12 protein-coding genes are annotated in these 14501 nt (G+C 61.9%); 5 read left to right on the forward strand and 7 right to left on the reverse strand.

Going from position 1 to position 14501, the window contains the following annotated elements; genetic code table 11:
- Positions 1-86: 86 nt before the first annotated feature.
- Complete coding sequence (locus AM571_RS06105) at positions 87-1748, forward strand: electron transfer flavoprotein-ubiquinone oxidoreductase (RefSeq protein WP_074060649.1); 1662 nt, start codon at positions 87-89, stop codon at positions 1746-1748.
- A 74-nt stretch (positions 1749-1822) separates the two neighbouring features.
- On the opposite strand, the gene AM571_RS06110 is transcribed toward AM571_RS06105, so the two are convergent.
- Complete coding sequence (locus AM571_RS06110) at positions 1823-2725, reverse strand: DMT family transporter (RefSeq protein ID WP_074060650.1); 903 nt, start codon at positions 2723-2725, stop codon at positions 1823-1825.
- 94 nt (positions 2726-2819) lie between these two features.
- On the opposite strand from AM571_RS06110, the gene AM571_RS06115 reads away from it, so the two are divergent.
- The gene (locus tag AM571_RS06115) at positions 2820-3341 is read left to right on the forward strand and encodes an Lrp/AsnC family transcriptional regulator (protein WP_420493368.1); all 522 of its coding nucleotides are present in this window, start codon (positions 2820-2822) and stop codon (positions 3339-3341) included.
- 295 nt (positions 3342-3636) lie between these two features.
- Here AM571_RS06115 and mgtE read toward each other — a convergent pair whose 3' ends face one another.
- Both mgtE and AM571_RS06125 read right to left on the reverse strand, forming a co-directional pair.
- Positions 3637-5013, reverse strand: a complete 1377-nt coding sequence (gene mgtE, locus AM571_RS06120; protein ID WP_074060652.1) for a magnesium transporter — start codon at positions 5011-5013, stop codon at positions 3637-3639.
- 269 nt (positions 5014-5282) lie between these two features.
- Positions 5283-6296, reverse strand: coding sequence for a zinc-binding alcohol dehydrogenase family protein (locus AM571_RS06125; RefSeq protein WP_074060653.1), 1014 nt, complete (start codon positions 6294-6296; stop codon positions 5283-5285).
- 104 nt (positions 6297-6400) lie between these two features.
- Here AM571_RS06125 and AM571_RS06130 point away from each other — a divergent pair, with 104 nt between their 5' ends.
- On the forward strand, positions 6401-6793 hold the full coding sequence (locus AM571_RS06130) for a winged helix-turn-helix transcriptional regulator (protein WP_074060654.1): 393 nt from the start codon (positions 6401-6403) through the stop codon (positions 6791-6793).
- Here AM571_RS06130 and AM571_RS06135 read toward each other — a convergent pair.
- Positions 6764-7981: an MFS transporter gene (locus AM571_RS06135; RefSeq protein ID WP_074060655.1), complete on the reverse strand. Its 1218-nt coding sequence runs from the start codon at positions 7979-7981 to the stop codon at positions 6764-6766. The two genes, AM571_RS06130 and AM571_RS06135, sit on opposite strands and share 30 nt — an antisense overlap.
- Before the next feature lie 310 nt (positions 7982-8291).
- Between AM571_RS06135 and AM571_RS06145 the strand changes: the two genes are divergently transcribed.
- Positions 8292-9236 (forward strand): diacylglycerol/lipid kinase family protein, encoded by a 945-nt coding sequence (locus AM571_RS06145; protein WP_074060657.1) that lies wholly within the window; start codon positions 8292-8294, stop codon positions 9234-9236.
- Here AM571_RS06145 and AM571_RS06150 read toward each other — a convergent pair.
- Both AM571_RS06150 and AM571_RS06155 read right to left on the reverse strand, forming a co-directional pair.
- Positions 9202-10068 carry a nickel-binding protein gene (locus AM571_RS06150; protein ID WP_074060658.1) on the reverse strand — a complete coding sequence of 289 codons (867 nt, stop codon included), beginning with the start codon at positions 10066-10068 and terminating at the stop codon, positions 9202-9204. The two genes, AM571_RS06145 and AM571_RS06150, sit on opposite strands and share 35 nt — an antisense overlap.
- 95 nt (positions 10069-10163) lie before the next feature.
- Positions 10164-11519 (reverse strand): glutamine synthetase family protein, encoded by a 1356-nt coding sequence (locus AM571_RS06155; protein WP_074063096.1) that lies wholly within the window; start codon positions 11517-11519, stop codon positions 10164-10166.
- A gap of 80 nt (positions 11520-11599) precedes the next feature.
- Here AM571_RS06155 and AM571_RS06160 point away from each other — a divergent pair, with 80 nt between their 5' ends.
- Entirely contained in the window at positions 11600-12967 is a 1368-nt protein-coding gene (locus tag AM571_RS06160) for an aspartate aminotransferase family protein (RefSeq protein ID WP_074060659.1), read from the forward strand.
- On the opposite strand, the gene AM571_RS06165 is transcribed toward AM571_RS06160, so the two are convergent.
- Positions 12964-14472, reverse strand: coding sequence for a glycosyltransferase family 39 protein (locus AM571_RS06165; RefSeq protein WP_074060660.1), 1509 nt, complete (start codon positions 14470-14472; stop codon positions 12964-12966). The two genes, AM571_RS06160 and AM571_RS06165, sit on opposite strands and share 4 nt — an antisense overlap.
- Positions 14473-14501 lie beyond the last annotated feature (29 nt).

Here is a 14501-nt window from a genome sequence, read left to right on the forward strand (position 1 = left end):
CGGCTCGACAATGCTTTCCGGTTTTGACAAGACAATGTCCCGACACGGGGATAATGGCCGCGCGGGCGGCAAGTGGAGACGGATTAATGACCGAGACGACTGAGCTGCCGGAACGTGAGTCGATGGAATTCGACGTTGTGATCGTCGGCGCGGGTCCGGCCGGTCTTTCGGCGGCCATCCGTCTGAAGCAGGTCAATCCGGAGCTTTCGGTCGTCGTGCTCGAAAAGGGTGCGGAAGTCGGCGCGCATATCCTGTCGGGCGCCGTCGTCGATCCGATTGGCATCGACCGCTTGCTTCCTGATTGGCGCGATGAGGCCGATCATCCGTTCAAGACCGAAGTGACCGACGATCATTTCCTGGTGCTCGGTCCGGCCGGTTCCGTCCGCCTGCCGAATGCCTTGATGCCGCCGTTGATGAACAACCACGGCAACTACATCGTCTCACTTGGGCTTGTCTGTCGCTGGCTCGCCACGAAGGCCGAGGCACTCGGCGTCGAGATCTACCCGGGCTTTGCGGCAACCGAGGTGCTCTACAACGGAGGTGCGGTCATCGGGGTTGCCACCGGCGACATGGGTATCGACAAGAGCGGCGAGCCTGGCCCCAACTATACCCGCGGCATGGCACTCATCGGCAAGTACACGCTGATCGGCGAGGGCGTGCGCGGCTCGCTCGCCAAGCAGCTGATCGCCAAGTTCGACCTTTCGAAGGATCGCGAGCCGCAGAAGTTCGGCATCGGCCTCAAGGAGCTTTGGCAGGTCAAGGCCGAGCACCACAGACAGGGCCTGGTGCAGCATTCCTTCGGCTGGCCGCTCGGCTTCAAGACCGGCGGCGGCTCGTTCCTCTATCATCTGGAAGACAATCTGGTGGCGGTCGGTTTCGTCGTCCACCTCAACTACAAGAACCCCTATCTCCATCCGTTCGAGGAATTCCAGCGCTTCAAGACGCATCCGGCGATCAAAGGCACCTTCGAGGGGGCCAAGCGGCTCTCCTATGGTGCGCGCGCCATCACCGAGGGCGGCTACCAGTCGGTGCCGAAGCTGTCCTTCCCCGGCGGCGCGCTGATTGGCTGTTCGGCCGGCTTCGTCAACGTGCCGCGCATCAAGGGCAGCCACAATGCCGTGCTGTCGGGCATGCTGGCGGCCGAGCGCATCGCCGAAGCGATCGCGGCGGGCCGCGCCAACGACGAAGTGATCGAGATCGAAAACGGCTGGCGCCGAAGCGATATCGGCAAGGACCTGAAGCGCGTCCGCAACGTCAAGCCGCTGTGGTCGAAGTTCGGCACGGCGCTCGGCGTGGCGCTTGGCGGCCTCGACATGTGGACGAACACGCTGTTCGGTTTTTCCGTCTTCGGCACGCTCGGCCACGGCAAGACGGATGCGCAGTCGCTGGAGCCGGCCGCAAAGCATAAGCCGATCGCCTATCCGAAGCCCGATGGAGTCCTGACATTCGACCGGTTGTCGTCGGTGTTCTTGTCGAACACCAATCACGAGGAGGACCAGCCGGTGCATCTGCAGGTGAAAGACATGGCGCTGCAGAAGTCGTCCGAGCACGATATCTTTGCCGGACCGTCGGCGCGCTACTGTCCGGCCGGGGTCTATGAATGGGTGGAGAAGGACGGCAAGGACACCTTCGTCATCAACGCCCAGAACTGCGTCCACTGCAAGACCTGCGACATCAAGGACCCGAACCAGAACATCAACTGGGTGCCGCCGCAGGGCGGCGAGGGGCCGGTCTACCCGAATATGTGAGGTCGAGCAGGCTCGATTTTCAAAACACAGGGAGCCCCGGCAAGGCCGCCGGGCTCCGTGTGTCTGGGTCTTGTTCAGCGCCGGGCGGCGATCCCCGTCGACAACGCTACGCCCGTTCCCGTGATGACAGCGGCTGCGATTTCTGCCAGGCCGATTTCCTCGCCCAGCAAGATTGCCCCGCCAATCGTTGCCAACACCGGCGTGATCGCCGTAAAGGCAGCTGCCTGCGTGCTGCCCAGCGTTCTGACGGCAGTGCCGTAGGCAAGCATCGCGACAAGCCCGGACAGGATGCCCTGGCTCAGGACCTGCAGTCCCAGATCCTCGGCGCTTGCCCGGGCCAGCGAGGTGCCGAAGCCGGCGGCAAGGCCTGCAATGATCAGGAACGACCAGACGGCGATCAGGGCGCTCGCCTGAATGGCGGTGAGCCCGCTGCGGCGGAAGGCGTGCGTATAGCTTGCCCAAAGAACGGCGCCCGCCGGCAAAAGCACGAAGCTCGTCCACGGCAGCGATGCATCCCCCAGGCTTTGTACAAGCAGGACGAGCACGCCGCCGACGATCGCGGTGAGGCCGATCGCGCGGGTAATGTCCGGCCGCTCCCCGAAGACGAATATGCCGATGAGTGCCGTCGCAAGCGGCATGGAGCCGCCGAGCAGGATGCCCGAGGAACCTGCCGGGGTCGCATGGATGGCAAGCGTGGTGACGAGAAAGAAGACTGCACCTGCGCCGGCCACCATCAATGCCAGCAGATGTAGCCGAACGCCCTTCGGCAGCAGGCCGGTCTTGAGCCAAACGGGCGAAAGGGCAAGCGCAGGAATTCCGTAGCGGATGAGTCCGATATCGATCGCGCCAAGCGGCGTTGCTGCGCTGTGGCGGGTCGCAAGAAGCCACGTCGCCCAGATGAGCACGGTGATGGTTGCGCCCGCATAACCGGTGAAGAGGGATGGGGACTTCTCGTTGGTGATGCCAAAGCTGGTCATCGGTCTGTCCTTTCTTGTCAGGGGTGGTGTCCGACCGAGAAAAGGATAGGCCCGATGGTCAGGGCATGTCCTTGCTATCTGTAGCGTCAAAAACATGCTACCAGCAATTATCTGCCAACAATCAAGGCTCAAGTTAGGAATTATGCCGAATCTCGATAAATTCGATCTGGCCATCCTCGAATGCCTGCAGGAGGATGCACGCGCCACCAACGTCGAAATCGCCGAAAGGGTGAATCTCTCGCCATCGCCTTGCCTGCGGCGGATCCGCAACCTCGAGAAGGCCGGTGTGATCCGAGGCTACCGCGCCGATATCGACCGGAAGGAGGTAGGGCTGGGGCTGACGGTGCTGGTCGAATTCAAGGTGGCCCATCACAGCCGTGAGAATTCTGAAGCCCAGCAGGCGGCTCTTCTTGCGATCCCTGAGATCGTATCCTGTTTCCTGATTTCTGGAAGCGCGGATTTTCTGGCAGAAGTCGTGGTGGAGGACCTTGCTGCCTACGAACGGCTTCTCACCGATACGTTTCTGAGGCTGCCGAACGTCAGCGACATCCGCTCGAACTTCGCCATCCGCAGCATGAAGACCAACGGGCCCTTGAAGCTGCCGAAGGGGAAGTAGATCTGCACGCCCGCCAGGTCAGCCGGTGAAGCAGATGGAGGCAAAATGCGAGCGAGCCTTGATTTTGGCGAAAGGCTCGTCCTCGATTTTTCCTGTCGTTGTCAGGACAATCCAGCCATGGCGGGTCCGACTGCCTCATCCCTGTGGCAACCACAGGGATGAGGGATCAACAGCACGGGACAAGGTTGTGCATGCCGACCGTAGCCTTGGTCGATTTCCTTCGGCGCTCGACCCTCATCGGCTCTGAGGACGAGCCACCGGCCATTCTGCGCCAGAAAAGAAGGGGATGGCCTGGCTAGAGCAACGTTCCGCTGAGGATGAGCAGGGCGACGGAGAAGTAGATCACCAGGCCGGTCACGTCGACCAGTGTCGCGACGAACGGTGCCGAGGCGCTGGCGGGGTCCAGGCGAAGCCTTTGCAGCAGGAACGGCAGCATCGAGCCGCAGAGCGAGCCGAACGTGACGATGCCGATCAGCGCGGCGAAGACGGTGGCGCCGACGAGCAGCCAATGTTCGCCGTAGTCGTAAAGGCCGATTTTCTGCCACAGCACGATGCGGCCGAAGCCGACGAGCCCGAGGATGGCGCCAAGCATGATACCGGTCGGCAGCTCGCGCAAGAGCACGCGCCACCAGTGCGAAAGCTTGAGCTCGCCGAGCGCCAGGGCACGGATGATGAGCGACGTCGCCTGCGACCCCGAATTGCCGCCCGAGCTCATGATGAGAGGGACGAAGAGCGTCAGCACGATCGCCTTCTCCAACTCCCCTTCGAAATACTGCATGGCGCTTGCCGTCAGCATCTCGCCGAGGAAAAGGGCCGAAAGCCAACCGGCCCGTTTACGGATCATGCCGGCAAAACCGATCTTCATGTAAGGCTTGCCGAGGGCTTCCATGCCGCCGAACTTCTGGGCGTCCTCGGTCGTATCTGCGATCATCGTGTCGATGACGTCATCGACGGTGACGATGCCGAGCATGTGGCCGTCGTCGCTGACGATCGGCAGGGCCAAAAGATTGTGCTTGCGGATCAGCCGGGCGACGTCCTCCTGCGTCATCAGCGGATCGCAGCAAACGACGCCGCCCTTCTGGGCCACGGAAAGAACCGATGCCTGCGGTTCGCCGGTGATCAGGCGGCGCAGTGTCACGACATCGCTCAGCCGTTGCGTTGCCGTGTCGAGGATGTAGATCGCATAGACCGTCTCGCGCGAGCGTTCGACCTGGCGAACATGGTCGAGCGTCTCGGCAACGGTCCAGGCGTCCGGAACGCTCACGAACTCGGTCGTCATGATGCTGCCGGCCGTGCGCGGCGGATAGCCCATCAGGTGCTTGACGGCGAGCGCCGTCGCGCGATCGAGCTTTGCGAAAAGAGTGGCGCGGGAATCCTCGTCCAATTCATGGAAGAGATCGGCGACGCGATCGTTTGCCGTGGCATTGAGCAGCCGAGCGGCATGCTCGAGCGGCATCTCGGCAAGGATTGCGGCAGCGTTGTGCAGCTCCGGCCTGCCGAGAATGCGGACGGCCTTGTGCTGCGGAAGCGTGGCGAGGATGGCCGCTGCCTCCGGGATGTCGAGTATGTTGAGACGCTCGACGCGCTCTGCCGTGGTGACCACTGCGAGACGGTCGTTGGCAAAGAAGCGGGCAGCATGGTCTGTCCGCAGGGGGAAGCGATTGATGTTCACTGGCTCGCCTTTCCGTCGATCCGCCGCAGCGTCCGGCGGGCGAGCCCGACAGGGGTCGGTCAGCGCACGGCGGCCGCGTACGGCAAGGGCAATCGACTGCTACTGTCGCTTGACATCGGGTTGATGGCTCCGTTGATATCCGCGGAAAAAGCGCTGTCATCCGCGTGCCGTAAGACCTGCTCCTCCGATTGACAAAAGTCAAGCGGCGGTGGTTTGCGAGCACAATACCGCGCCCGAGTGCGGCAATATGCGCGGAATATCGGTGCCCCTCAGAAGCCGGCCAGCACGGCCTTGCCCTTCATCCTGCCGCTCTCGATCATCGAATGCGCCTTTCTCAAATTGGCAGCATTGATCGCGCCGACGGTCTGGCTGAGTGTCGTGCGGATTTTGCCGGCATCCACAAGCTCCGCCACCTTGTTGAGGAGGTTGTGCTGCTCGATCATATCGGGCGTCGAAAAGAGCGCCCGTGTGAACATCAGCTCCCAATGCACTGAAACGGCCTTGCGTTTGAAGGGCACGACGTCGAGGAACGTCGGATCGTCGATCAGCGCGAAACGGCCCTGCGGTGCGATTGCCTCGACGATGCCGGCGATATGGCTGTCGGTGTTGGTTGTCGAAAAGATGAAGCCCGGAGCTCCGATGCCGAGAGCTGCGACCTGCGGGGCGATCGGCTTGGAGTGATCGACGACGTGGTGCGCGCCAAGTTCCTTCACCCAGACCTGTGTCTCGGGACGGGAGGCGGTTGCGATGACCGTCAGATCGGTCAACGCGCGGGCAATCTGGATGGCGATCGAGCCGACGCCGCCGGCACCGCCGATGACGAGGAGCGCGCGAGCAGCACCCGGGACCGCGTCGCGAACCTTCAATCGATCGAACAGTGCTTCATAGGCTGTGATCGAAGTCAGCGGCAGTGCGGCGGCGGCCGCGAAACCTAGGCTTTTCGGCTTGCGGCCAACGATGCGCTCGTCGACGAGATGGAATTCCGCGTTCGTGCCCGGGCGATTGATGGCACCGGCGTAATACACTTCGTCTCCGGGCCTAAAGAGCGTGACGTCCGGACCCACGGCCTTGACGATGCCAGCTGCATCCCAGCCAAGAATCTTCACTTCATCTGCCGGCGGTGCCGAATGTGCCCGCACTTTCACATCGACCGGATTGACGGAAACGGCCTTGATCTCGACGAGCAGGTCATGCCCGATCGCCTCCGGAACCGGCAGGTCGACATCGATCAGCGAGGTTTCGGCGGAAATAGGCTGCGGGATCTTGTAGGCGACGGCGCGCATTGGAAAACTCCCATGTTCGTTGCACGGAGGCTAGATGCGCCTTATGTCCAACGACTGCAAGAATGCACCAATTCTGTACGTAGTACCAAAAAGGATACTGTAAAATGTCGTTGCCCCGCGCGAAGCTGACCAAGAATTTCCCCGGCTGTCCGGTCGAGGCGACGCTGAGCCATCTTGATGGAAAATGGAAAGGTGTCATCCTGTTCCACCTCATGGACGGAACGTTGCGCTTCAACGAATTGCGCCGGAAGCTGCCAGCGGTGACGCAGCGCATGCTGACCAAGCAGCTGCGGGAACTGGAACAATCCGGCCTGGTTTCGCGCACGGTCTATCCAGTCGTGCCGCCGCGTGTGGAATATGCGCTGACGCCGCTTGGCGAAACGCTGAAGCCGATCATCCGCGCATTGGCGGCCTGGGGCGAAGAATATGTCTTCTGCCGTCCGCAAGGCCACGAACTGCGCGATCCTTCATGCGCGCCGGCTGCGCTCCAGGCGTAGCGAGGCGGCGTAGACGAGCAGGCCGAACAAGGACAGCACGGCGCCGACATAGCCCGTTGCCGCAAAGCCGTAGCCCCAGGCGATCACAAGGCCACCGAGCCAGGCGCCGAGTGCGTTTGCGATGTTGAAGGCAGAGTGGTTTGAGGCGGCGGCAAGCGTTTGCGCATCGGCGGCGACGTCCATCAGCCGCGTCTGCAGCGCAGGACCGGCCGCAAAGCCGCAGCCAACGAGGAACACGCAGATCGCCAGCATAAGGGGGCTTGATGCCGTCAGCGAAAACAGCGTCAGCACGACGATGTTGAAGACCAGCGAGCCGCCGATCGTCCCCATGATCGATTTGTCGGCAAGCCGTGAGCCGACGATGTTGCCGGCATTCATGCCGACGCCGAAGAGGACCATCATGACGGCAACCATGCTTTCCGGCAGCATTGCGACCTTCATGGTCGTACCGGCGATATAGCTGAACATCGCGAACATGCCGCCATAGCCGACGGCTGCGATGGCGAGCGTCAGGAGGACCTGCGGACGCTTGAAGGCGCCAAGCTCGCGCAGGAAGCCGGCACCGTCCGCGACCTGGTCGCGCGGCACGTAGTACCAGATGAGCGCCACGGCCACGAGGCCGATGACGCCGACGCAGGTGAAGGCGACGCGCCAGTCGAGCGACTGGCCGAAGACCGTCGCAAGTGGTGTGCCAAGGACGGTTGCGATCGTCAGACCCAGCATCACCCGGCCGACAGCTCGTGCCCGCTTGTGCACCGGCACCATCGAAGCAGCGACAATCGCGGCGACGCCGAAATAGGCACCGTGCGGCAGGCCGGTGATGAAGCGCATCACGGTGAAGCTCTCGAAGGTCGGGGCCAGTGCGCTCAAGATATTGCCGACTGCAAAAATGCCCATCAACAGCAGGAGCAGTGAGCGTCGTGTCGTCTTGGCGGCGAGGACTGCGATCACGGGTGCGCCGATGACGACGCCGAGCGCATAAGCGCTGATGACGTAACCCGCCTGCGGGGTGGTAACCGAAAACGTGTCCGCCACGTTCGGCAGCAGGCCCATGATGGCGAATTCTCCGGTGCCGATGCCGAAGCCGCCGCAGGCCAGCGCCAGCTGCACCAGGGCGATCGCCAGCGGGGAGGGGGCTTCGCCAGCCGGACTGGAATCGATGGAATGGTCTACGGCGATCTGGCTCACGCGAGCTCCTGAGGCATGTCTGGAGGGAGGCCATCCGGAGAGCGGGCGCTGAGGATGTCGGCCGTTTCTTTGGCGGGAGACGGAGAACAGGTTGTCTCCATCATTGAAATCATCGGGGATCGTGCCATCAGCGTCGAGTGCGTTTTTTGCAGTGCAGCGTCCTGCTATGTGCATACGTGCATTGCAATATTCAGGCCGGCCGGCTCGCTGCCAGGACGGTCGCCTGCATGGCGCGCTTGAAAACGAAGTGGGTCCAACCATCTTAAGGAGCACTGACTGAGACGCCACGACCCGAGGAACGGCACCCCTGATGAAGCTTGTAGGTTTTTTCAACAGAGACGGCGGTATTTTCCGTACCACCGATATGGAGGCCTACGAAAAGCGGGCAGAAGCGACCTTCCGGGAAGCGGGACATGATTTCGAGGCCATCGTCTTTTCCGGCAAGGAGATCGTTCCGGCGATGGAGCGGGCCGCCCGGCGCGACGATATCGACGGTATCGTGGCGGGCGGCGGTGACGGCACGATATCGGCAGCGGCCTCGATCGCCTGGAAGAACGGGGTCGCACTCGGTGTCGTACCGGCCGGAACCATGAACCTGTTTGCCCGCTCGCTGAAAGTGCCGCTTGATATCTGGCAGGCGCTGGATGTGTTGGCTACCGGCGAGGTCGATCATGTCGACATTGCAAGCGCCAACGGCCGGCCCTTTATCCACCAGTTCTCGGCAGGACTTCATGCGCGCATGGTGCGATACCGCAACTCCTTCAGCTATCGCTCCCGTTTCGGCAAGATGCGCGCCAGCCTCCGCGCAGCCTTCGGCGTCGTGCTCAACCCGCCGGAATTCGAGGTCGAGTTCCAGGCGCTCGGCGTGCGCGAGACGCGCCGCGTATCGGCCGTTTCGGTTTCCAACAATCCCTTCGGCGAGAACGCGCTTCTTTATGCCGATGACCTGCGCAGCGGCGAGCTTGGCTTCTACACTGCAAAACCGCTGAAGCCGATCGGCGTCGCCCGTCTTGCCGTCGACATGCTGCGCGGCAAGGTCCGCGAAAATGCCGATGTGATGGTCATGCATCCGGCCGAAGTGCATCTGCATTTCCCGAAGCTGAGGGCAAAGGCCAATTGCGTCATGGACGGCGAGCTTCTGCCGCTCGAACGCGACATTGCCATCAAGCTGCATCCAGAAGAGCTGAAGGTGCTGGTCAAGCAGGGCCTTGCCGCGCAGGTCAATGAGGCCGAGCGGCGGGAGCCTGCTGCTTAGTCTGCCGCTTCACGCCAGCATCGGTCCATTCGCATCGGAATGCCAATACGGGCTTTGCAAATCCTTTCAAACGCCGGCGCGTTGCGTGAGTAAAGAGATCAGCGGTGCCGTACTCCCGGAAAATATTCTCCGACACGAGGATATGGTCGGCGGAGGCGGCCGAGCACAAGCGCGCTGCAAGTTGCACGGTGGAGCCGAACAGGTCGTCGCTGTCCTCGACGGGCTCGCCGCAGTCCACTCCGATGCGAACATGGATCGGCTCAGGGTTTCCGCGGTTGTAACGTTTGAATTCCTGCTGGATCGTCCTTGCGCAATCGACGGCTGCCGCTGTCGAGGCGAATGTCGCCATGATGCCGTCGCCGGTGTGCTTCACCTCGCGGCCTGAACAGTGGCTGAGACATCTGTGCACGATCGAATCATGTGCCCTGACCAGTTCGGTCGCCATGCGGTCGCCAAGCCGCGATGTCATCGCGGTCGAGCCGACGATGTCGGTGAACAGGATGGCCCGGTGGCCGGAATCCATCTCGCCTGAGGCTTGTCCAGGCGCCGGCTCGGGATCGTGAATTCGGCCAAGAAACGCCTCGACCGCCGACAACGCGACCTCGACAACCTCGCCAGCGACGAAGCCATGCGCTTCGCGGTGCACGCATTGGGCTGTTTCCGCGTCGGGCGCGTCCATGAGGCAAAAGGCTGTCCCGCGCCGCTGGTCGAACCAGTAGGTGAGGAACTTAACGCCATACCGGTCCTGAATCTCCAGGTCTCTGCGATGCGCCTCGGCAACGTCGGCGGCCGTCGTTCCTGTAAGTTCATGCCGGTCCATGAAGATAGCCATTTGCGCGATCCTTTCGGAAACCTCCGCTTCTTGGAAGTTTCATTCTACGACTTGGATACCGCCGGGTCCACCTTTGACATGGCCGCCGGCAGGCCCTAGACGCGCGGCAGATATGTCCGATAGTCGAAGTCGGAGACCGTGCGCAGATAGGTGATGGCTTCCTTGTATTTGGTGTCGCCGTAGAGCTTCTGATAGCGCTCGCCGAAGATATCGGCGATGAAGGACGATGCGCGAAAGTTTTCCACGGCCGAAAGGAAATCATGCGTCAGCCGCGCCGAGTTTTTGGGCACATGCGACGGCGTTGTCTCCTCGCCGGGATCGAGATCGGCGTCGAGGCCAAGCAGCATGCCGCCGAGGATGGCGGCCAGAAGCAGGTAAGGATTGGCATCTGCACCGGCGACGCGATGCTCGATGCGCGCTGCCGGCCCGTTCTTGTCCGGGATGCGGATCGCCGTGCCGCGATGGCCGCTGCCCCAGGTGAGGTCGATGGGGGCAAAGGACCCAGGCTGGAAGCGGCGGTAGGAATTGGCGAAAGGCGCAAAGATCAGCTGCGCCTCGCGCATCGTGTTCAGCATTCCGGCGCACACGGATTTCAGCCGCTTCGGCTCGCCGCCCCCGGCATCGAGAATGTTGCGGCCCTGCCCGTCGATGACGCTCGCATGCACATGCAGGCCGGAACCGGCATGTTCGGAATAGGGCTTGGCCATGCAGGTCGATTTGAGGCCGTGCTTGCGGGCGGCCTGCTCGGCGATGCGCTTCAGGTAAATGCAGTCGTCGGCGGCGGCCAAGGCATCCGGCCGGTGCAGCAGGTTGATTTCGAACTGGCCGGGACCGAATTCGGCCGACGTCGCCTCAAGAGGCAGGTTCTGCGCCTTGGCATAGGCGCGCACCGTCTGCAGGTAAGCGCCTAGCGCATCGACGGCGCTCATGTCGTAAAGCTGGAAACCGTTCGGCTCTCCGCGATAGGTCAGGCTTTTGGGCGGCGAGGGACGGCCGGTATCGCGCCAGTCCTGTTCCATCACGTAAAATTCGAGTTCCGTGGCGACGACCGGCGTGAGGCCGCGCATTTCGTAGCGCCTCAGCACCGCCGCCAGGATCGCTCGCGGATCCATGAAGCTCGGGCTGCCGTCGAATTCGTGCATCGTCGCCAGCACCTGCATGGAGCCTTCCGGCGCCACCCAGGGCATCGGCGCCAGGCTGCGCATATCGGCGATGCACTTTCCGTCCGGATCGCCGATCGTCAGCGACAGGGCGGTGATGTCGTCATTGTCGTTGCCCCAGATATCGAGCGACTGCGTCGAGGAGGGGAGACGCACCTCGCCTTCCCAGATTTTCTTCTGGGCATCCAGCGGGATCTGCTTGCCCCGCAAATCCCCATTCATGCCGACCAGCAGGATCTCGATCCCCGGTTCGCCTGTCGCAGCTTTGCCGTTTGTGATGTCAGCCGTCATCTTGAAAATCCCCTCGGACAGGGCCAAGGTCGTAGCTCATTGAGACGGACCTTTCAATCTTCGCAGGTGTTTTGCAAATCATGTCCGATACTTACCAGCGCTCAAATCTCGCCGCCATCGATGCCGCCCATCATCTACATCCCTTCTCCGACATGAAGAAGCTGAATGCCGACGGCACGCGCATCATTCAGCGCGGCGAGGGTGTCTACATCTGGGATACGCACGGCAAGAAGTATCTGGACGGTTTTGCCGGGCTCTGGTGCGTCAATATCGGCTACGCCCGCAGGGAAATCACAGATGCCGTCGCGCGGCAGATGAACGAGCTGCCCTACTACAATACCTTCTTCGGCACCACGAGCACGCCGACGACGCTGCTTGCGGAAAAGGTGACTGCTCATGCCGGCCCGCGCTTCAACCATGTCTTCTTCACCAGCTCCGGCTCAGAGGCCAACGATACCTGGTTGCGCATGGCGCGCGTCTATTGGAGTGCAGTCGGCAAGCCTTCGAAGAGGATCGTGATCGCCCGCAAGAACGGCTATCACGGTTCGACGGTTGCCGGTGCCAGCCTCGGCGGCATGAAATACATGCACGAGCAGGGCGACCTGCCGATCCCCGGAATCGTCCATATCGGCCAGCCCTACTGGTACGGCGAGGGCGGCAACCTGTCGCCTTGCGAATTCGGCCTTAAGGTGGCGCTCGAACTGGAGGCGAAGATCGACGAGCTCGGCGAGGAAAATGTCGCCGCTTTCGTCGCAGAGCCGGTGCAGGGTGCAGCGGGCGTTATCATCCCGCCCCAGACCTATTGGCCGGAGATAGACCGCATCTGCAAGGCGCGCAACATCCTGCTCGTTGCCGACGAAGTCATCTGCGGCTTTGGCCGTCTCGGCGAATGGTTCGGCCATCAGCATTTCGGCGTTGAGCCAGATCTGGCGCCGATCGCCAAGGGCCTCTCATCGGGCTACCTGCCGATCGGCGGCGTGTTGGTCAGCGGCCGCATCGCCGACGTGCTGATCAACGAGGTCGGCGACTTCAACCACGGCTTCACCTATTCCGGCCATCCCGTCTGCGCTGCGGCGGCTTTGGAGAACTTGCGCATCATCGAGGACGAAAAGCTGGTCGAGCGCGTCCGCAATGACATCGGGCCTTATTTTGGCAAAGCCTGGGGCGCTCTCGGCGACCATGATCTCGTCGGCGAAGCAGTGAGCATCGGCCTGATGGGTGGGCTGCAGCTCACTGCGGAAAAGAAGACCCGCACGCGCTTCGAAAAGCCCGACGCGGTCGGAGCACTCGTGCGCAACCATGCGCTCGGAAACGGCCTCGTGCTGCGGGCCACCGGCGACCGGATGCTGGCTTCCCCGCCACTTGTCATCAGCCATGATGAGGTGGACGAAATGGCTCGGATCGCAAAGATCGCTCTGGATGCGGCCTGGAAGGAACTGAAAAACTAGTCCGCAGGCGCGACCCACGCGTAGCCAAAACGATAGGAATCGCCATTGCGAGCGTAGTAATACGGAACCTCGATCGTCGAAACCTTAGGCGCGATGCTGCCGAGCTCCGGCATCGATTTCAGCCACTCGGCGGCTTTGGCGGGCAGGGCATTGCCTTGGGAAGTTGTAAGCGGCCAGACTACGAGCAGCGGGCGTTGCTTCGAGATCGAGACCACAGGCTTGAACCCCGGATAGTCGGTAGAAATCACGGTCGCCGGAAGAAGGTCCTTCCGCAAATTCCCCGCAAGCAGGCTGCCTTCCGCCAGTATGGCGGCAGGCTCGCCCTGTTGCCGGAGCGCTGCGGCGAGTTGAGCGTAGGGCACGTTCAATCGCTCGTAATCGCCGTTCAAAGTGGAAGCCGCGATGCGTCCGAAGAGAACGCTTGGAACGGTGATCATGATGATCGCGACGATCGGCATGAAGCGGCGCAAAGGATCTGAAACCGCAACTTTCGATGCCTCGACCTTGAGACAAAGATAAAGCGGGAAGATGAAGAAGAGCGGCACCAGCCACCGATCCTTGATATGGGCTGCTCCGCCGAAGATGACGAGAAGCAGGATGCCAAGGGTGGAAAAAAGCATGATGCGCTCAAGGAGCTGCGTCCACTGGGACCTGCCGGAAAGGGCCGAGGCAAACGGCTTGCCGAAGGCGATCGCAAAGACGAGCAATGTGACCGCGCAAAAGCCGATCACTGCAAGAACGAGCATGCCTGAACCCGTGGCGACCTGAGAAACGTAGCTCGCATTGCCGCCGTCGGTCAGCTTTTTCAGTGTCCGGGCCGTTGCAAAGCCGAGATTGTCCTTCAGCCAAAAGAGATGCGGCAGTACGATGACGAGAGCGGTGATTGTGGTCAGGGCCATGCGCCGGTCGAAGACGCGTTTGCGCATCTGCGGATCCATCAGTGCCGCCAAGAGCGCCGAAGCGGGCAGAAGGGCGAAATTGTATTTGGACAGCAGGCCGATGCCGATGCCGATGCCGGTCACGAGATATGAGAGCACATCCGGCTTCTTGAGCGATCGGACAAATCCATAGAGGAAGACGCAGCCCGAGAAGAACACCGCGACCGTATGCGTCAGGTCGCGCTGCATTTCGAATGCGACCTGCGGAAGCGTCAGGAGCCCGAGCGTTGCGATCATCGCCAGTACGCTGTCCTTCAGGATCATCCGTGCTGTCAGGCCGTAAATTACGTAGGATGTGAAAAGAAGCGCATTCTTGACGACGGCAAGCGAAAGCAGCGAGACACCGCTGATTAAAAAGGCGGCATATTGCAGCCAGTTGTAGAAAGGCGGCTGCGGGCCATAACCGGCGGCAAGCCATTGCGAGCGGAAGGCCTGCTCGGCTTCGTCGAGCCCGAGCGTCGGCGGCATCGCCACGCGAACGGCAATCTGTAGGAGAAAATATGCGGCGAGCACCGCGAAAATCCACCGCATGTCGACGTTGCGGGCCTTTTGCGTGTCCTCGTTCATTTCACTTCCGTTTAGGCCAGAGATAGCCG

The sequence above is a fragment of the Rhizobium etli 8C-3 genome, from assembly GCF_001908375.1.
GTDB classification, from domain to species: domain Bacteria; phylum Pseudomonadota; class Alphaproteobacteria; order Rhizobiales; family Rhizobiaceae; genus Rhizobium; species Rhizobium etli_B.